The 18,599-nt window shown below is 71.6% G+C and carries 13 protein-coding genes; 5 read left to right on the forward strand and 8 right to left on the reverse strand.

The window, feature by feature from the left end; genetic code table 11:
* Nucleotides 1–200: 200 nt before the first annotated feature.
* A complete protein-coding gene (locus ACPT94_RS16070; protein WP_360347783.1) occupies nt 201–443 on the forward strand; it encodes a hypothetical protein in 243 nt (80 codons plus the stop codon).
* Here the strand turns inward: ACPT94_RS16070 and ACPT94_RS16075 are convergent.
* Nucleotides 433–1,878, reverse strand: coding sequence for an MFS transporter (locus tag ACPT94_RS16075; protein ID WP_425246125.1), 1,446 nt, complete (start codon nt 1,876–1,878; stop codon nt 433–435). The two genes, ACPT94_RS16070 and ACPT94_RS16075, sit on opposite strands and share 11 nt — an antisense overlap.
* Before the next feature lie 64 nt (nt 1,879–1,942).
* On the opposite strand from ACPT94_RS16075, the gene dusB reads away from it, so the two are divergent.
* Nucleotides 1,943–3,097, forward strand: coding sequence for a tRNA dihydrouridine synthase DusB (gene dusB / locus ACPT94_RS16080; RefSeq protein WP_360347789.1), 1,155 nt, complete (start codon nt 1,943–1,945; stop codon nt 3,095–3,097).
* Nucleotides 3,098–3,645: 548 nt separating this feature from the next.
* On the opposite strand, the gene ACPT94_RS16085 is transcribed toward dusB, so the two are convergent.
* The 3 genes from ACPT94_RS16085 to ACPT94_RS16095 form a co-directional block, all read right to left on the reverse strand.
* Entirely contained in the window at nt 3,646–5,631 is a 1,986-nt protein-coding gene (locus ACPT94_RS16085) for an LTA synthase family protein (protein ID WP_425246126.1), read from the reverse strand.
* 155 nt (nt 5,632–5,786) lie between these two features.
* Entirely contained in the window at nt 5,787–7,724 is a 1,938-nt protein-coding gene (locus ACPT94_RS16090; protein WP_360347795.1) for an amylo-alpha-1,6-glucosidase, read from the reverse strand.
* Nucleotides 7,721–9,451, reverse strand: a complete 1,731-nt coding sequence (locus tag ACPT94_RS16095) for an MGH1-like glycoside hydrolase domain-containing protein (RefSeq protein ID WP_425246127.1) — start codon at nt 9,449–9,451, stop codon at nt 7,721–7,723. Before ACPT94_RS16095 ends, ACPT94_RS16090 begins: the two co-directional genes overlap by 4 nt.
* 120 nt (nt 9,452–9,571) lie before the next feature.
* Between ACPT94_RS16095 and ACPT94_RS16100 the strand changes: the two genes are divergently transcribed.
* Nucleotides 9,572–10,792, forward strand: a complete 1,221-nt coding sequence (locus ACPT94_RS16100; RefSeq protein ID WP_425246128.1) for an ROK family protein — start codon at nt 9,572–9,574, stop codon at nt 10,790–10,792.
* Nucleotides 10,793–11,218: 426 nt separating this feature from the next.
* A complete protein-coding gene (gene ppdK / locus ACPT94_RS16105; protein ID WP_425246129.1) occupies nt 11,219–13,966 on the forward strand; it encodes a pyruvate, phosphate dikinase in 2,748 nt (915 codons plus the stop codon).
* Between the two features lie 178 nt (nt 13,967–14,144).
* Here the strand turns inward: ppdK and ACPT94_RS16110 are convergent, their stop codons facing one another.
* Nucleotides 14,145–14,942 (reverse strand): bestrophin-like domain, encoded by a 798-nt coding sequence (locus ACPT94_RS16110; RefSeq protein ID WP_360344793.1) that lies wholly within the window; start codon nt 14,940–14,942, stop codon nt 14,145–14,147.
* Between the two features lie 256 nt (nt 14,943–15,198).
* Here ACPT94_RS16110 and ACPT94_RS16115 point away from each other — a divergent pair, with 256 nt between their 5' ends.
* Nucleotides 15,199–15,480, forward strand: coding sequence for a hypothetical protein (locus tag ACPT94_RS16115; protein WP_360344795.1), 282 nt, complete (start codon nt 15,199–15,201; stop codon nt 15,478–15,480).
* Nucleotides 15,481–15,526: 46 nt separating this feature from the next.
* On the opposite strand, the gene ACPT94_RS16120 is transcribed toward ACPT94_RS16115, so the two are convergent.
* The 3 genes from ACPT94_RS16120 to ACPT94_RS16130 all read right to left on the reverse strand — a co-directional run bounded on the left by ACPT94_RS16120 (nt 15,527) and on the right by ACPT94_RS16130 (nt 18,420).
* A complete protein-coding gene (locus ACPT94_RS16120) occupies nt 15,527–15,991 on the reverse strand; it encodes a hypothetical protein (protein ID WP_360344797.1) in 465 nt (154 codons plus the stop codon).
* 142 nt (nt 15,992–16,133) lie between these two features.
* On the reverse strand, nt 16,134–17,075 hold the full coding sequence (locus ACPT94_RS16125) for an SMP-30/gluconolactonase/LRE family protein (protein WP_360344945.1): 942 nt from the start codon (nt 17,073–17,075) through the stop codon (nt 16,134–16,136).
* 184 nt (nt 17,076–17,259) lie between these two features.
* A complete protein-coding gene (locus ACPT94_RS16130) occupies nt 17,260–18,420 on the reverse strand; it encodes an alkaline phosphatase PhoX (protein ID WP_360344799.1) in 1,161 nt (386 codons plus the stop codon).
* Nucleotides 18,421–18,599: the final 179 nt, after the last annotated feature.

Here is an 18,599-nt window from a genome sequence, read left to right on the forward strand (position 1 = left end):
GGGCTGTGCTACCGTCGCCTGTGAGTCTGGTGTCAGACAGACTCGACCGATTCCTCTGCCAACTGCTGCTGACTGCGCCCGTGCGGCGCGGGGGTGGGACGGGGGAGTGCACACGGTGTGCACGTCATCTGCCTGCGCAGGTGGCTGGTGGTCGAGGCTGTCGCCCGCTCGCCGGTCGCCCTCATCAAGAAGGAGCATCGGTGAGCGCCAACCAGAAGAGGCTCATCGCGTTCGCGTTCTCTGTCCTGACCTCGCTCGTCCTGGGCTTCGCCTCGGGACTGACGGTGGCCGCGCTCGGCGCGTCCCCTCTCGAGTCCGTCTCCGCCGGCGGGGGCGCGACCGTGGCGCTGACCGGCATCGGGGTGGCCGTCCTCGCCCTGTTCGACTTCTCCGACGACGCCCGGACCGCACGCGCGGAGCGAAGTGTGCCGGTCAGGCGCTGACACCCGCCGCCTCCCGGACGTCCTTCGCCTCCAGCCGCTCCGCGGTCCGCTCGGCCGTCCGCCGCGCCCACGGCCCGGTGGTCACGGCGCCCAGCACGAGGACCGCGAGCCCGCAGCCGGCGAGGATCCACCAGCCGGGCACGGCGGCGGAGACGAAAGTGTCCCGGTACGACGAGGTGCTCACACCCGCCGCCAGGACCGCCCCCACCACCGCGACACCGAGGGTCTGGCCGAGCTGGCGGCTGGTGGAGGCGACGGCCGCCGCGACCCCGGCCTGGCTGCGGGGCATGCCGGACACCGCCGTGTTCGTGATCGGCGCGTTGACGAAACCGAAGCCCAGCCCGAACAGCGCGTACCCGAGGAACAGCGTGAGGTCGGAGGTCTCCGCGTCGAAGAGCGCGAACAGCGCCCCGCTCGCCGTCATCGTCACACCCGCGACGACCACCGGCAGCCGCGGCCCCCGGCTCCCCACGAGCCGCCCGGACAGCGGGGCGCACAGGAAGGTCGGTACGGCCATCGGGAGCATCCACAGGCCGGCGTGGAGGGCGTCCAGGCCGCGGACGTTCTGCAGGTACAGCGTGGACAGGAACAGGAAGCCGCCGAGCGCCGCGAACGCGCTGATCGCGATCACGGTGGCCCCGCTGAACGGCGCCGACCGGAAGAACCGCAGGTCGATGAGGGGCTCCTCCCGGCGCGGCTCGTACCACAGCAGACCGAGCAGCGCGGCCAGCGCGACCGCCCCGAAGGGCCCGCTGACCGCGGGCCCGGACTCCGGCGCCTCGATGATCGCGTACGTCAGGGAGCCGAACAGGGCCATGACCAGCAGCTGGCCGATCGGGTCGGGGCGGCGGGCCCTGGGCGCGCGGGACTCGGGGACGTAGCGCAGGGTCAGCAGGAGGGCGGCGAGGCCGACCGGCAGGTTGACCCAGAAGATCGCGCGCCAGCCGACCGACTCCACCAGCAGACCGCCCACCAGCGGACCGGCGGCCATCGAGATGCCGACGACCGCGCCCCAGACGCCGATCGCGCGGGCGCGCTCGCGAGGGTCGGTGAAGGTGTTGGTGATGATCGACATGGCGACGGGGTTCAGCATGGAGCCGCCGACCGCCTGCACCATCCGGGCCGCGACCAGCAGGTCGAGGCTCGGCGCGAGGGAACACAGCAGGGAGCCGAGCGAGAACACGACCAGGCCCGCCATGAAGACCTTCTTGCGGCCGATCCGGTCGGCCGTGGAGCCCGCGAGCATCAGCAGCGCGGCCAGCACCAGCGTGTAGGCGTCGATCGTCCACTGCAGGCCGGCGGTGGTGGCGTGCAGGTCGCGCCCCATCGCGGGCAGGGCCACGTTGAGGACGGTGTTGTCGAGGCTCACGATCAGCAGACTCATGCAGCAGATCGCGAGGACGAGCAGACGGCGGCGCTGGCTGAGCTCGGGCATGCGTCAATAGTACGGCTAACTAATGAATCTCGCCGTACGCCGTCCCGTACGTGACAATGGGGGGATGCCCACGACCGCGCCCACGAAGAGGGCGACCCTGCAGATCGGCCCGCACACCGTCCAGCCGCCCGTCGTCCTCGCCCCCATGGCCGGGATCACCAACGCGCCCTTCCGCACGCTGTGTCGGGAGTTCAGCGGTGGCAAGGGCCTGTTCGTGAGCGAGATGATCACGACCCGGGCGCTGGTCGAGCGCAACGAGAAGACCATGCAGCTGATCCACTTCGACGAGAGTGAGAAGCCTCGCTCCATCCAGCTGTACGGCGTCGACCCCGCCACCGTCGGCAAGGCCGTCCGCATGATCGCGGAGGAGGACCTCGCCGACCACATCGACCTGAACTTCGGCTGCCCGGTGCCGAAGGTGACCAGGAAGGGCGGGGGCTCCGCGCTGCCGTACAAGCGGAACCTGTTGCGGGCGATTCTGCGCGAGGCCGTCAGCGGGGCGGGCGACCTCCCCGTCACCATGAAGATGCGCAAGGGCATCGACGACGACCACATCACCTACCTCGACGCGGGCCGCATCGCCGTCGAGGAGGGCGTCACCGCGATCGCCCTGCACGGCCGCACCGCCGCCCAGCACTACGGCGGCACCGCCGACTGGGACGCCATCGCCCGCCTGAAGGAGCACGTCCCGGAGATCCCCGTGCTCGGCAACGGCGACATCTGGTCCGCGCAGGACGCGCTGCGGATGGTCCGGCAGACCGGCTGCGACGGGGTCGTCGTCGGCCGCGGCTGCCTCGGCCGGCCGTGGCTGTTCGCGGACCTGGTGGCGGCTTTCGAAGGCCGTACGGAGGACATCGCCCGCCCGTCCCTCCGCGAGGTCGCCGACGTCATGGTCCGGCACGCCACCCTGCTCGGCGAGTGGATCGGCGACGAGTCGAAGGGCGTCGTCGACTTCCGCAAGCACGTCGCCTGGTACCTGAAGGGCTTCGCGGTCGGCTCCGAGATGCGCAAGCGGCTCGCGATCACGTCCTCGCTGGCGGAACTCCGGTCCGGGCTGGACGAGCTGGACCTCGACCAGCCCTGGCCGGCCGGCGCCGACGGGCCCCGTGGCCGCACCTCCGGCAACAACCGGGTGGTGTTGCCGGACGGGTGGCTGAAGGATCCGTACGACTGTGCGGGTGTGGGGGAAGAGGCCGAGCTGGATACCTCCGGCGGTTGAGCCGACGTACGGGTTCGCCCACCCACCCGCCCGACTCGGTCGGCCGGGGGGCGGCCGTCCCTGGGGCTTCGCCCCAGACCCCGGGGCGGGTTTGCCCACCCGCCCGCCCGACTCGGTTGGCCGGGGGGTGGCCGTCCCTGGAGCTCCGCCCCAGACCCCGGGGCGGGTTTGCCCACCCGCCCGCCCGACTCGGTTGGCCGGGGGGTGGCCGTCCCTGGGGCTCCGCCCCAGACCCCGAGGGGCGTTTGCCCACCCGCCCACCCGACTCGGTCGGCCAGGAAGTGACCGCCCCCGGGGGCTTCGCTCCCTGCGCCCCTGGGGCTTCGCCCCGGACCCCGGCGGGGGCTTCGCCCCCTGCGCCCCTCGCTCACCTCCCAACGCCGGTCACGGCGTTTCAGCCCGTCCGGCGTTTGAGGACGAGGCCCGTTCAGGGCCGAGCGGGGGTGCCGGGGGCGGCAGCCCCCTGGGCGGGGTTGAAGGGGCGGGGCCCCTGGGGGATGGGACGGGTAGGGGCGGCGGGGGCGAGGTCTGCCGGTGTGGTCGCCGGGTCATCCCTTCGACGGGTGCGGGGTGGAGCCGTACGCCTTCAGGAAGCGGTCGCGGAAGGAGCTCATCTTCCAGACCGGGGCGTCGTGCGCGGGCTTCAGCCCCTCCGTCCAGTTCCAGTCGGCGATCTTGTCGAGGACCTTCGGGTCCTTGGCGACGATGGAGACCGGGACGTCACGGCTGGCATTGTCGCCGCTGACGCGGGCGATGGGCTGGTGGTCGCCGAGGAAGACCAGGACGGTGTCCTCGGTGCCGTAGCGCTCCAGCCACTGGGTGAGCGCGGTCACCGAGTACTGGATCGACTTGCCGTACTCCTCCTTGGACTTGTCGGAGTCGTTGATGACGTCCGACGCCTTCTTCCCGGCCTTCTGGATGCCGTCGAAGACGGAGCCGTCGCCCAGTTGGTCCCAGCCGACCATCTTCGGGATCGGCGCCCACGGCTGGTGACTGGAGGTCAGGATGATCTCCGTCATCAGCGGCTTGTCACGCTGCTTGCCGTGCTCCAGCCGCTGGAACGCCTCCAGGGCGTACTGGTCGGGCATGGTCGACCAGCTGAACTTCGGCCCCTGGTAGCCCATCTTGAAGGCGTTGTAGACCTTGTCGAGGCCGTAGAACTTCTGCTCCGGCCAGCCCTTCTGCACGCCCGGCATGACGCCGACGGTGTCCCAGGCGCCGGTCTTCTGGAAGGCCTTGGTGAGGGAGAGGTGGTCGCTGGCCATGACGGTCCGGTAGCGCTGCTGGGTGTCGACCCACAGGCCGGACAACGTGGTGGAGTGGCCGAGCCAGCTGCTGCCACCGAAGGTCGCCGAGGTCAGCCAGCCGCTCCGGGCCTGGAAACCGGCCTTGGTCAGGGCCTGCGTGCTCACGTCGAGGGTCTTGTCGACGCCGGGCGCGATGCCGGGGTCCTCGACGGCGCTGCGGCCGTAGCTCTCGATGAAGGCGAAGATCACGTCCTTGCCGCGCAGGTCCGGCACGAGCTGCGCGGGCGGGGTGTTGCCGAAGGCGTCGGTGCGGGCCTCCTTCGCGAACGCGGCCTCGTCCCGCAGGGTGTCCTGCACCCGCCTGGTCTCGGAGCCGAGCGTGTGGACGACCCGGTCGGAGGCGACGGGCTGCCCCGCGTACTGCAGACCGAGGACGGAGCAGGTGATCCAGACCGTGCCGGAGATCAACGTGCCCCGGGTCGCCAACTGGGTGTTGCGCGCCAGCAGACCGGCCAGCCGGACCATCGCCAGCGCCATCACGGTGCACAGCAGGGCGACGAGGAGGAAGACGCCGACCGTGGCGGCGAGGGCCGTCGTGCGGCCCATCGAGTCGGCGACGTAGGACTGGGCGTCGTCGAGCAGGCCCCAGTCCAGGACGAGGTTGAAGTCCCGGCCCAGATACTCGACGAACCCCATGTCGAGCATGTTCAGTACGGTCAGCAGGCCGAGGAACACGCCGGTCAGCACCGCCACGACCACCCGAGGCCGGCGGGGCAGCGCCAGCAGGACGACCGCCGCGATGATCGCCTCCCCGGGCAGCCGCGCGAACTGCCTGAGCTCCAGCGCGAACAGCCGGTTCGGCAGCAGCATCGCCCCGAGCACCAGCACGACCGACACCACGGTCGCCGTCCACCACAGCACCCGTGCGGCCACGGGATACCGGCTCCGCCAGGCACGCCAGTGCGTGAGACGGGCCCTGAAGGAGCGTGGGGCGGGGCGGGGGGCGTCCTTCGCCCCTTTGGCCCCCTGAGCCTCGTCGGCCTTCTTCGACTTGGCCTCCTGGGCCTCGTCGGCCCCCTCCGCCTTGGCCTCTTCGGCCTCCTCAGCCTCTTCGGCCTGGGCCTTCTTCTCCGCGGCTTCGTCGGACTCCGTCGCCTCGACGGCCTCCGTCCCCTCACCGGTTTCCGTCGCCTCGACGGCTTCCTCCGCTTCCACGGCGTCCTCGCCGGTCGCAGGGGTCTCGTCGGGCGAGTCGGGCAGGTGACGAGAGCGAGTGAAGACAGGCACCCGAGGGTCCTTCCGTACGAAGCCGGGTGGATCCGGCGGATCCGATGTGGGGAATCGAATCCGCCACCATTTCGTACGGCTTGCTCCCGGCCGGTGTTCACCCCGCTCGGCGTGGGGTGGGCAAACACCGGGCAAACGCCCGGCCAAGTACCCCGCTAGGCTCCGCCCACCGCCGTGAGCAGCGCCAACGGGGCCGCCGCGGCGCGGGATTCCCGTACGCACGCGTGAGGGTACGGCACCGGCTCCGCGTGGGTGTCACGGCCGTAGCCCGCGAGGACCTCGGGGAGGCGGTGACCGGTCGCGGTCGCGGCGGCGACCAGGCCGTGCGCGACCGTGCGGGCCTCGTCGTGCAGCCCGTAGCGGGCCAGGCCCAGCGTGATCAGCGCGTTGTCGTGCGGCCAGACCGAACCGCGGTGGTACGACAGCGGGTGGTACGCCGGCTGCCCGGCCGCCAGCGTGCGCACGCCCCAGCCGGAGAAGAAGTCCGGCTGGAGGAGCCGCCGGCCGACCAGCTCCCCGTACTCCTTGTCCAGCAGCCCGGACCAGAGCAGATGGCCGGCGTCCGAGGCGAGCGCGTCGACCTGGCGGCCGTCGCCGTCCAGGGCGAGCGCCGGGAAGGAGCGCTCCGGCATCCAGAAGTCCCGCTGGAAGCGGTCGCGCAGATCGGCGGCGGCCTGCTCCAGCAGGGCCGCGTACGTCTCGTCCTCCCACACCGCGCGCGCCACCCACGCCGTGCGGCGCAGCGCGTCGTACGCGTAGCCCTGGGCCCCCGCCGCCGTCACCGGGCCGGTCGGGCGGGTGCCGTCGGCCGAACAGATGGCGCCGGGGGAGTCCTTCCAGTTCTGGTTGGCGAGGCCGCCCTGGTCGGCGCGGTAGACGAGGTAGCCCCGCGAGGTGAGGCCGCCGTGGTCGAGCATCCAGCCGACGGCCGCGCGGGCGTGGGGCTCCAGTCGGCGGGCCAGGGCCGTGTCGCCGGTCTGTTCGACGTACGCGCCCAGCAGGACGAGGAACAGCGGGGTGGCGTCCACCGAGCCGTAGTAGCGGCCGTAGGGGACCTGACCGAAGTGGGCGAGCTCGCCGTGCCGCACCTCGTGGACGATCTTGCCGGGCTGGGCGACCGACTCCGGTCCGGTCTCGGTCGCCTGGGTGGCGGCCAGCGCCGGGAGCGTGGCGGCGGCCAGGCGGGGGCGGTACGGGAGGGCGAAGAGCGAGGTGAGCAGGGCGTCGCGGCCGAGCAGCGTCAGGAACCAGGGCGCGCCGGCCGCCGGGACGCGCAGCTCCTCGCCGTCCGGGCCGGTCGCCGGGATCTGGAGCGCGGCCAGGTCGGCGAGGCCGCGCGCGCAGGCGGCGGCCAGCTCGGGCCAGCCCGTCGGGAAGGCCACGCCCTCCACGAACTCGCCCTCCTGCGCCAGCAACTTCTCGGTCAGCGCGGCCGGGGAACGGGGCACCCGCAGCGCCCGCTTCTCGCCGTGCGGCCGGGCCATCACGCGCAGGATCAGCTCGGCCGAGCCGTGCGGCTCCAGCTCCAGCTTCCACACCAGGCGGCGGGCGCCGGTGCCGGTCTCCTCGACGGCGTCCGGGGCGGGCTCGGCGGTCACCGTCGTGACGGACCGCCACTCGCCGCGCCGGTAGGTGAACTCGACGCCGTGGCCGAGGACCTGACGGCGGCGGACGGCGCCGGTCTTGGTGTAGGTGCGGTGGTCGGAGCGGAGCTCGAACTGGTCGGTGAAGTCGGCGTCGACGGTGAGCGCCAGACGGACCGTCAGCGGCACCGGGCGGTTGCTGACGACCCGCAGCGACTCCACGAACGAACTGTCGCCGACGGCCTGTTCACGGAAGAGCGTGCAGGACGGCGGCTCGGTACGGCCACCGCGCGGGACGAGCACACAGCGCGCGACGTCCCCGTCCGCGACCGGCGCGAGCACCTCCGGTACGGCCCCGTCGACCGTGAGCTGCCAGCGGCTGAGGTGCCGTGCGTCCCTGACGAACAAGCCGTCGGGGGAGCCGGCGCCCCGCACGCCACTGATGTCCCCGCGGTCGCCGACGGCGGCGAACGTCCCGCCGTACACGAGCAGATGATGCCGGTCCGTCATCCCCGGTCCCCTCCCTTGAGTGCGGTGCGGTCCGTGTCGTGCAGGTTGTTCGGGTCGTCCGTGCCGTGCAGGTCGTTCGTGACGTGCGGGTTGTTCGTGACACGCAGATCGTTTGGATCGTGCAGGACGTTCGGGTCGTTCCGGTCGTGCGGTCCGTTGGTGTCGGGCGAGTGCTTCTTGCCGCGCGGGTGGTCCTTGCCGTGCGGGCGACTTGTGTCGCCGTCCGTGTCGTGCAGCAGGTCGAGCGTGAGCGCGGCGGTCCAGCTGAAGCCCGTCGCCCCGCAGGCCTCGCCCGTGTACGGGTCGACGTACTCGGCGAACTCCGACGTGCCCGCGATCTCCAGCACGGCCTCGCGCAGCGCGTCCGCCCCCGCCCGCTCGCCGTGCGCCCGCAGCCCCCGCTCCAGCAGCCAGCTCGTGTTGAACCAGGCCGGACCCCGCCAGTAACGGTGCGGGTCGAAGGCCTCGCCGAGCAGGTCGTAGCTGGGGACGAGGCGGGTGGCCGTGCCCAGCCCGAAGTGCGGCCCGCGCAGGGTCCGTACGAGCGCGGCGGCCACCTCGGGCGGCAGACCGGGCAGGAGCAGCGGGACCAGGCCGGAGACGCCCCGCTCGCGGATGAGCCCCCCGCCCCGCACGTCCCGGCAGAAGAACAGGCCCTCCGCCGGGTCCCACAGCCGCTCGACGAGCGCCGCCGTCAGCCGAGCCGCGCGCGCGTGCCGGGCCGTACCCGTGGCTCCCAGCTCGTGCGCGATGCGCGCGAGCGCGTGCTCGGAGGCGATGAGCAGGGCGTTGAAGGAGGGATCCTCGACGGCGAACTCACTGTGCCCGACGCCGTGGCCCCCACCCGCTCCGTCCCCGTGGCCCTCACCCGACCCGTTCCGGTGCCCCCCGCCCGACCCATCCCTGTATCCCCCGCCCGACCCGTCCCTGTATCCCCCGCCCAGCCCGTCCCTGTATCCCCCGCCCAGCCCGTCCCGGTACCCCCCGTCCCGGTAGTCCGTCGCCAGCCGCACGTACCGTCCGTAGTCCAGATCCGTCGGCCGGTCGCCCGCGGCCCCGTGGTCGAGGTCGGCGCGTCGGAAGGAACGGGCCGGGGCCGGGGTGATCCGGGAGAGCGGGGCGTCCCACGAGGGGGCGTTGTCCATGCCCTGCTCCCAGGGGTGGACCACGGACACCAGCCCGCCCCCGCCCAGATCCCGCCGGTGCAGCAGATAGCGGTGCCAGGCGGCCAGCCGGGGATACACCCGGGCGAGGAAGCCGCGCGCCCGCGACAGTCCCGGGTCGGCGCAGTGCACCAGCCAGGCCGCCAGCGCGTGCACCGGTGGCTGCACGATGCCGGAGGTCTGTACGGTGCGCGGGGCGCCCGCAGCGCGCCCCGCGGTCGAGGAGCGCCAGAAGTCGGGGCTCGGGAAGTACGCGTCGAACGGCACGGAGGGGTTGAAGACGATGTGCGGGATCCGCCCGTCGCCCCACTGCGCGTCGAACAGCGTCTCCAGCTCCGTCTGCGCCCGGCGCGGCGAGACGTGCCGCAGCCCGATGGCGACGAACGCCGAGTCCCAGGACCACTGGTGCGGGTACAGCCCGCGCGAGGGCACCGTCGACGTCCCCGACCAGTTGCCCTCCAGCACCTCCACCGCTCTGAGGTGCAGCGACCCGGCCGGTGTGGCGGGATCGTATACAGCGGGGTACTCCGCTGGGCGGGCGACGAGCTGGGCGGTGCGATCCACTCGGGGCTCCCCGAAGACGTTCTGCCGACCGGGTTCGGCAGTGGCTACCGTAGGGTTACGTCTATTTAACACGCAAAACTCAATATGTAATGCAGGCTTGGAAAGCACAAGGGGGTGCGCATGACCGGACGGCCGGGACGGACGGGCAGGGGTGGCGGTCAGGCCGGCGCCGGGGAACTGCTCGCGCTGGTGCGCACCGGGCGGGCGACGACACGTGGTGCCCTGCAACAGGCGACCGGCCTCTCCCGGGCCACCGTCGGCCAGCGCCTGGACCGTCTCTTCCGTGCGGGCTGGCTGCGCGAGGGCGCCGGCGGCCCGGTCGACTCCCCGCTCGGCGGACGCCCCTCGATCACCCTGGAGTTCGACGACGCCCACGCGGTGGTCCTCGCGGCCGATCTCGACACGCGGCACGCGCGTGCGGCCGTGCTGTCCCTGACCGGCGAGCTCCTGGCCGAGCACAGCGGCACGCTGGTGGTCGAGGACGGCCCGGACGCCGTCCTCGGCGAGCTGGGCCGCTGGTTCGCCGAGCTGCTGGAGAAGGCCGGCCGTCGCGCGGACGAGGTCTGCGGCATCGGCCTCGCCGTCCCCGGCCCGGTCGACAGCGAGACCGGCCGGGTCGTCCAGCCGCCGATGATGCCGGGCTGGGACGGCTACGACATACGCGGCCGCCTGGCCAGGGCGTTCACGGAACACACCGGCGCGCCGGGGGTCCCGGTCCTCGTCGACAACGACGCCAACCTCATGGCGTACGGCGAACAGCGCACCAGGTACCCGGACTGTTCGGCGTTCGTGCTGGTGAAGGTGTCGACGGGCATCGGCGCGGGTGTCGTCGTCGACGGCTCGATCTACCGGGGCACGGACGGCGGCGCCGGCGACATCGGCCACATCCGTGTGGGCACGGAGGCGCTGTGCCGCTGCGGCTCCCACGGCTGTCTCGCGGCCGTCGCCAGTGGTGGCGCCGTGGCCCGGAAGCTGGCCGGGAGCGGGGTTCCCGCGGCCTCGGGCTCGGATGTGCGGGACCTGCTGGCCGCCGGACACCCGGAGGCGGCCGCGCTGGCCCGGGAGGCCGGACGCCAGGTGGGGGACGTCCTGGCGACGGTGGTGACACTGCTCAACCCCGGGGTGCTGATGATCGCGGGGGACCTGGCCGGGACCCCCTTCGTCACCGGAGTGCGCGAGCTGCTCTACCAGCGGGCGCTGCCGCGCTCCACCGCCCGCCTGGAGGTGGTGACCTCACGGCTGGGGGAGCGCGCGGGGCTGGTCGGGGCCGGGGCGCTGGTCGTGGAGTACCTGTACGCCCCGGAGCGGGTGGAGGAGAGGCTGCTGGCGCTCGGCGTGTGAGCGTGTGACCCGCTGTGTGTCCAGGGTGTTTCCGTCCCGGGGGCGCGTCCGCATGGTGAAATCGGGCGGTCTGTGGAAGCGTGATTCTCGCCACCCTTGATAGGGGTAGCGCTCACATGAGCGGATCATGCCCGGCTGCACTTCTCCAAGGGGTGGCACTGAGTGCCACCCCTTGATCGTTCATCGATCGAACTCAGACGGGCCACGAGCCGCTCATGTGAGCGTAAAGTGTGGGTCATGAACCGGCCCGCATTCAAGAAGTGAAAACATCGGCTGCTCAGCGCTTGCCAAGCCTTGACTTTCGATCCGGTGGCGGACGACGGGTTACGGGCGCATGACGCGCAAGTGGACGTACCCAGGAGCCTTCGATCTGGGTATGTTCCTCGCCGTCAGGGCAGCCACCGCGTCCTCGAGGAGTCGAGACCCGTGTCGGAAAACAAAGATCCCCACGTAGCTCAGCCGGCCACGAGCGTTGAGGGCGTGAAGTTCGTCTACGACTTCACCGAGGGCAACAAGGACCTCAAGGACCTCCTCGGCGGCAAGGGCGCGAACCTCGCCGAGATGACCAACCTCGGCCTCCCGGTCCCTCCCGGCTTCACCATCACCACCGAGGCCTGCAAGGTCTACCTCGACAGCGGCGAAGAGCCGGTGGCACTGCGTGACGAGGTGAGTGCGCACCTCGTCGCCCTCGAGGAGAAGATGGGCAAGAAGCTCGGCCAGGCCGACAACCCCCTGCTCGTCTCCGTCCGCTCCGGCGCGAAGTTCTCGATGCCCGGCATGATGGACACGGTCCTCAACATCGGCCTGTCCGACAAGTCGGTCCAGGGCCTCGCCAAGCAGGCCGGCGACGACCGCTTCGCCTGGGACTCCTACCGCCGCCTCATCCAGATGTTCGGCAAGACGGTCCTCGGCGTCGACGGCGACCTCTTCGAGGAGGCGCTGGAGTCGGCGAAGACGGCCAAGAAGGTCACGGTCGACACGGAGCTGGAGGCGGCCGACCTCAAGAAGCTCGTCACCAAGTTCAAGAAGATCGTCAAGGTCGAGGCCGGCCGGGACTTCCCGCAGGACCCGCGCGAGCAGATGGACCTCGCGATCAAGGCCGTCTTCGACTCCTGGAACGGCGACCGCGCCAAGCTGTACCGGCGACAGGAACGCATCCCGCACGACCTGGGCACGGCGGTCAACGTCTGCTCCATGGTCTTCGGCAACCTCGGCCCCGACTCGGGCACCGGCGTCGCCTTCACCCGCGACCCCGCCTCCGGCCACCAGGGCGTCTACGGCGACTACCTCCAGAACGCCCAGGGCGAGGACGTGGTGGCCGGCATCCGCAACACCGTCCCGCTGGCGGAGCTGGAGCAGATCGACAAGAAGTCGTACGACCAGCTGATGCAGATCATGGAGACGCTGGAGAACCACTACAAGGACCTCTGCGACATCGAGTTCACCATCGAGCGCGGTCAGCTGTGGATGCTCCAGACGCGCGTCGGCAAGCGGACGGCCGGCGCCGCCTTCCGCATCGCCACCCAGCTCGTCGACCAGGGCCTGATCGACGAGACGGAAGCCCTCCAGCGGGTGAACGGCGCCCAGCTCGCCCAGCTGATGTTCCCCAAGTTCGACGAGCACGCCAAGGTCCAGCAGGTGGGCCGCGGCATCGCCGCCTCTCCGGGCGCCGCCGTCGGCAAGGCGGTCTTCGACTCGTACACGGCCGTGAAGTGGTCCCGCTCGGGCGAGAAGGTCATCCTCGTCCGCCGGGAGACCAACCCCGACGACCTCGACGGCATGATCGCGGCGGAGGGCATCCTGACCAGCCGCGGCGGCAAGACCTCGCACGCCGCGGTGGTCGCGCGCGGCATGGGCAAGACCTGTGTCTGCGGCGCCGAGGAACTCGAGGTCGACACCAAGCGCCGCCGGATGACGGTCCCGGGCGGCCACGTGGTGGAGGAGGGCGACCTCATCTCCATCGACGGCTCCTCCGGCAAGGTCTACCTGGGCGAGGTCCCGGTGGTCCCGTCCCCCGTGGTGGAGTACTTCGAGGGCCGGATGCACGCCGGTGCCCAGGACGCCGACGAACTGGTCGAGGCCGTGCACCGGATCATGGCGTTCGCCGACCGCAAGCGCCGGCTGCGGGTCCGCGCCAACGCGGACAACGCCGAGGACGCGCTGCGCGCCCGTCGCTTCGGCGCCCAGGGCATCGGCCTGTGCCGCACGGAACACATGTTCCTCGGAGACCGCCGCGAACTGGTCGAGCGCCTGATCCTCGCGGACACCGAGGCCGAGCGCGAGGAGTCCCTGAAGGAGCTGCTCCCGCTCCAGAAGCAGGACTTCGTGGAGCTGTTCTCGGCGATGGACGGCCTGCCGGTGACGATCCGTCTCCTGGACCCGCCCCTGCACGAGTTCCTCCCCGACATCACCGAACTGTCGGTCCGCGTGGCCCTCGCCGAGTCCCGCCAGGAACCGCACGAGAACGAACTGCGCCTCCTCCAGGCGGTGCACCGGCTGCACGAGCAGAACCCGATGCTGGGTCTGCGCGGCGTACGCCTCGGCCTCGTCATCCCGGGCCTGTTCACGATGCAGGTCCGCGCCATCGCCGAGGCGGCGGCCGAGCGCAGGAACGCCAAGGGCGACCCGCGCGCGGAGATCATGATCCCGCTCGTCGGCACGGTCCAGGAGCTGGAGATCGTCCGCGAGGAGGCCGACCAGGTCGTCGCGGAGGTCGAGGCGGCGACGGGTACGGAGCTGAAGCTGGCGATCGGCACGATGATCGAGCTGCCGCGGGCCGCGCTGACGGCGGGCCAGATCGCGGAGGCGGCGGAGTTCTTCTCCTTCGGCACGAACGACCTCACGCAGACGGTCTGGGGCTTCAGCCGGGACGACGTGGAGGCCTCCTTCTTCACCGCGTACCTGGAGAAGGGCATCTTCGGCGTCTCCCCGTTCGAGACCATCGACAAGGACGGTGTCGGCTCGCTGGTGAAGGCAGCGGCCGAGGCCGGCCGCGCGACCCGCCCCGACCTGAAGCTCGGCGTCTGCGGCGAGCACGGCGGCGACCCCGAGTCGGTCCACTTCTTCCACGAGGTCGGCCTGGACTACATCTCCTGCTCGCCGTTCCGGATCCCGGTGGCGCGGCTGGAGGCGGGGCGGGCGGCCACACAGTCGGAGGGCAGCGACCACCGCTGAACCTCACTGATCAGCGGTGACCGCGGACCTTCACCCGGCCGACGGTCACCCCTGATCCCCCTTTGACCCCGGAGCCGCCGCGGTCCCCGACCCTCAGCACCGATCGCGGCGGCTCCGGCACGCAAGAGGAGGGCGGCACCCTGTGCGGGGGTGCCGCCCTCTTAGAGATCGCGCCCGCCTACGGCCTACCTGCGAAGAAGCCGGACTTCAGGTCCTCGACGATGGTGTCGAGTGGATGTCCACTGACGATGAACGGTCCGCTCCAGGACGCGCTGAGGGCGAAGAGCAGCGCCAGGCTCAGCCCGACCACGCTCGCGACACCCACGATGAGCAGGGACGTTCGCAGGCTGCTGCGGAAGACCAGTGCGCCGGAGTTCACGATCAGGGCCAGTCCGCTGACCACGAGGGTGACGATGTAGAGCACGGGGACTTCGCGTGAGGCGGCCGCGATGCGGGCGCGACGACTACTGGTGACACCGTCCAGGGAAACCACCAGCTCCGTGCCTGTCGTGGTTCCCACCTCGGGCCGGGCCGCCTCGGCGCGCACGGTTCGCTCCAGCCGTGCGATCGCGCGAGCGGTGGCCGGGTCGTCACCGGACGCCGCTGCCGCACCCTCCCATTCCCTGGCACGCGTGGTGTGCAAGTAGCCCAGCAGCGCCGCGTGGATCGGCTCCGACCGGACTCGCGGACTTGTCGCCGCCCATGCCAGGCGGGAGGCCGCGGCCGCCTCGTCGCTCACCAACCCCTCCGCTGCGCGCAGGTAGCCGGCCTCGCTGGCCAGTGAGAGTGCCGCGAAGATCGCGAAGGCGGCGCCGAGTGTCGGCATCAGGGGCGTGGCGATCTGCGGCACCCGGTCCTGTTCCCCGACCGGTACGAGCGCCCGGACGCCGACCCGTGCCACGGCAGCGACCAGTAACGCGACCAAGAGCCCGCCCACGACCAGCACCCACGCCGGCAGCGAGGTCAACCAGATCACCACATCACCTACAGCGCGTTCCCGTGAGCGCCCCACGGCGGCGACACATCGCCCTTTGCGACCTGGAGCTCCTCGTCGATCACTTTCACAGAACGCCTCATGATCACAGGTTGGAGGCCTCCGAGGCTCGCGACGCCCGGCACGGCGTCTCGCTTCGTGGCCAAACAGCCGCGTACGGCCCAGTCCGAGGCTGTCCCGACAACGACCGCCGAGCAACACCGTGGGAAAGCGCGCCGGGGGCATTTAGGTTGACCCCGTGGACGAGGAAGCGATCACTGTAAGGCTCACGCGCGATCAGGCGTTCGTGCTGTCGGACTGGCTGTACCAAGTGATGTTCGAATCCGACGATCTTGAGCAGATCGTGCGTGACCGAGCCGTCTGGTCTCCGATCTACGCGATCTCCGGAACGCTGGACAAGACGCTGAGCGAGATCTTCATGCCCGACTACGGCCCACGACTCGAAGCGGCCAAGGAGCGCCTCCGGGCCGATCTGTACGGCGGTGCCGACGAGCCGACGACGCCGAGCGGGAGTGGCTGAGTGAGGACGACGGACGACGGCGTCGTTGTCACCGTCGGTGAGAACCTCACCAGCCCTCCGCCCCCTCCGCCAGCCGCCGGTGCCACCACGGTTCCGTGCCGTCCGCTCTGGGGTCGGGCAGGGTGCGGAGGCGGTAGCGGTGGTCCAGGGGGCGGAGCGCGCGGGTCAGCTCGGTGCGGGCGGGTGGGGGGAGGTGGGACAGGGTTTCCGCCAGGGCGTCTCTGGCGGTGCGTACGTCGTCCAGGCCGCAGCCGGGGCAGGCGGGGCATACCGACGCGCGGGGGTAGAGGGTGCGGTGGCCGGGGTGCGACAGGAAGTCGCGGTAGCGGCGCAGGGCGCTTTCCGTGGCGCCGGGGAAGAGGTGGTGGCCGTGCCGGTCGTGCTCGACGCGGTGGATCGCGAGGCTGGTGCGGGCGGACAGGCCGGGGATGCGGGGCGGCGGGGGAGTGGAGCGGGGGCGCGGTGCGAGAGGGGGGTGGGCGCGCAGGGCGCCGGGCCGGTTACGCGGCATGGGCCTTTCGGCGGGTGATCTTCATCAGCATGAGGTCATGATGCCAGCCGCGGGAGAGGGGCGGAGCGGACTTCCGTCGAGAACAGGTGCCGCCCCGCCCCGCCCTTCCCTGCCTCGGAGCGGTACCGCTCCCTCCCTTGCCTCAGAGCGGTACCGCCACCCCCGTGAAGGTCGTCTCCGGTGTCTGCGGGCTGGTGAAGCGGGCGTTGACCAGGTAGAGGCGGTTGCCGTAGCGGGCTGCCGTGGTGGGGACGTCGAAGTGGGGGGAGGTGATGGTGCGGGTGAGGGCGGCGGTGGTCGCCGTGCGGTCGAGGTGCCAGACGGTGACCTTGTTCAGGCGGTTCTGGACGACGTACAGGGTGCGGCCGATGCGGAGCAGACCGTCGCCGTTGGTCACGTCGGCCGCCCCGGTCAGCGTGATCCCGGTGGCGTGGCCGGTCCTGAGGCTCACGTTGTACAGCCGGCCCGCGTTGACGACGATCAGGCCCCGGCCGTCGGGGGTGGCGACCAGGCCGTTGGCGCTGTTGGTGCCGGCGGGCGCCTGTACCCACTCGCCGGTGAGGGGGAGGGCGCGGACGTCGCCGGCGCGGCCGCGCGGGACGCCGTACAGGACGTCGTCGCGGGAGTCGGTGAACCAGGCCCGGTCCTGGTGCAGGACGACGTCGTTGATGAACGGGGCGGGGTTCTCGGTGAGCCGGTAGGTGGTGAGCAGCTTGCCCGAGCGGGAGTCGATGATCTTCGCGGTCCCGCCGGCGCCGCCGCAGACGTAGAGCAGGCCGTCGTCGTCCAGCTTCAGGCCTATGGAGGCGAGGCCGGTGCCGCCCTCGTGGAGCACCTCGCCCTCGCCGGTGCGCAGGTCGGTGCGGTAGATGCCGCCGTTGGCGCGGGAGCCCATGTAGGCGTACGGCCTGCTGCCGATGGTGATGCCCTCGGGCAGCCAGCCGTCGGGGAGGGGGAACACCGTCGGCCAGGTCGCCGTGGGGGTGGGCTGGGACCTGGCCTCGGCGGGGGCCGCCGTCGCGGCCAGGGTCAGGCCGGCCAGGGCGCCGCCGAGGACGGTTCGGCGGGACGGGTCGGGGGTCATGTCGGTGCCTCCGGAGGTGGGGTCGGGCGGCGGACTCGTCATGCTCGACTTTGCTTCCATTTTGTACTTCCTTGGCGAGTAACGAGCCGCCGTCCGACCGTGTTCCTCCGTTTACCTGTCAGGTTCCTTTCAATCCGGCCGTCGGGTTCCTGTCAGTCCGCCGGCGCCCTGGCTGCCGACGTCCCTACGCCCGGAACGGCCCCTTCACCTCGTACGTGATCCCGCCCGAGGAGCTGCCCGACGTGCCGCGCTGGCTGGAGAAGTACAGGCGGGTGCCGTCGGGGGAGAAGGCCGGGCCGGTGATCTCCGAGCCCGACTGGCCGTCGACGCGGAGGAACGGGGCGATCACGTCGTCCGGAGTGATCACGCAGATCTCCATGTTGCCGCCGTCCTCCGCCACGAACAGGTCGCCGGAGGAGGAGCCGGTGATGTTGTCGACTCCCGTGAGGGGGGCCGTGCCGGAGGTGACCAGGGAGTCGTCGTACGCCAGCTCGTAGGTGTTGTTCGTGAGGTTGAGCTGCCAGACCCGGTTGTCGCCCTTCGTCGTGAACCAGACCGTGTCGTCGGCGTAGTGGCAGCCCTCGCCGCCGTTGAACGACTTCGAGCCCGAGACCTGGGTGCGGGTGGTCGTCGGTGAGCCGTCCGGGTCGGGGACGTTCGCCCAGGTGAAGGAGCCGGAGGCGGCGGTGCCGGCGACCATGACCTGGAGGGTGCCGGAGGACAGGTCGCCCCAGGTCGTCGGCACGAAGCGGTAGAAACGGCCGTTCGTCTCGTCCTCGGTCAGATAGATCACCTTGCGCACCGGGTCGGCGGCGGCCGCCTCGTGCTTGAAGCGGCCCATGGCGTCGCGGCGCACCGCCGCCTGCACGCCCCAGGGGTCCGTCTCGTACACGTAGCCCAGGGACACTTCCTCGCAGGACAGCCAGGTGTTCCACGGCGTCTTCCCGCCCGCGCAGTTCTGCCGGGTGCCGGACAGGACGCGGTAGGCGCCCGTGACCGTTCCGGTCGACGAGAACCTGACCGCGCTCGCGCCGCCCGACGGGTTGATCTCCGAGTTGGAGACGTAGATCCAGCCCGTGCCGTCCGCGTAACAGGCGCCTCCGTCGGGGGCGTTGTGCCAGGTGTACGACGTGCCGGGCACCGTCTGCCCGGAGCGCGCGATCACCCGGCTGGTGAAGCCGCTCGGGAGACGGATGCCGTTGGCGTCGGGTGCGCCGAGTGCCCCGTACGGGCCGGTGCCGGGCTGTGCCGGCGCGGCGTACGCGGCGCCGCGCCACAGGGTTCCGCCGAGCACGGCGGAGGACCCGCCGACGACGGCCGCACGCAGGAGGGTACGACGTTCCACGCTCACTCCCAGGGGGTGTCGTGACCGCCCCGCCGCCGGTCGGCCGCGGGGTTCGTGCGGTCAGGGAGGCTAGGAGCACCGGGTGGCCGTGTCGTGGCCGCGTCATGACGGGGGAGTGCGGGCCAGGTGGCCAGGTGCCGGACGGCCGGGCGGCCTAGGCTGAGGGGCAGCAGCGGAGG

Source organism: Streptomyces aurantiaciflavus (assembly GCF_049808595.1).
In the GTDB taxonomy this organism is placed as follows: Bacteria; Actinomycetota; Actinomycetes; order Streptomycetales; family Streptomycetaceae; genus Streptomyces.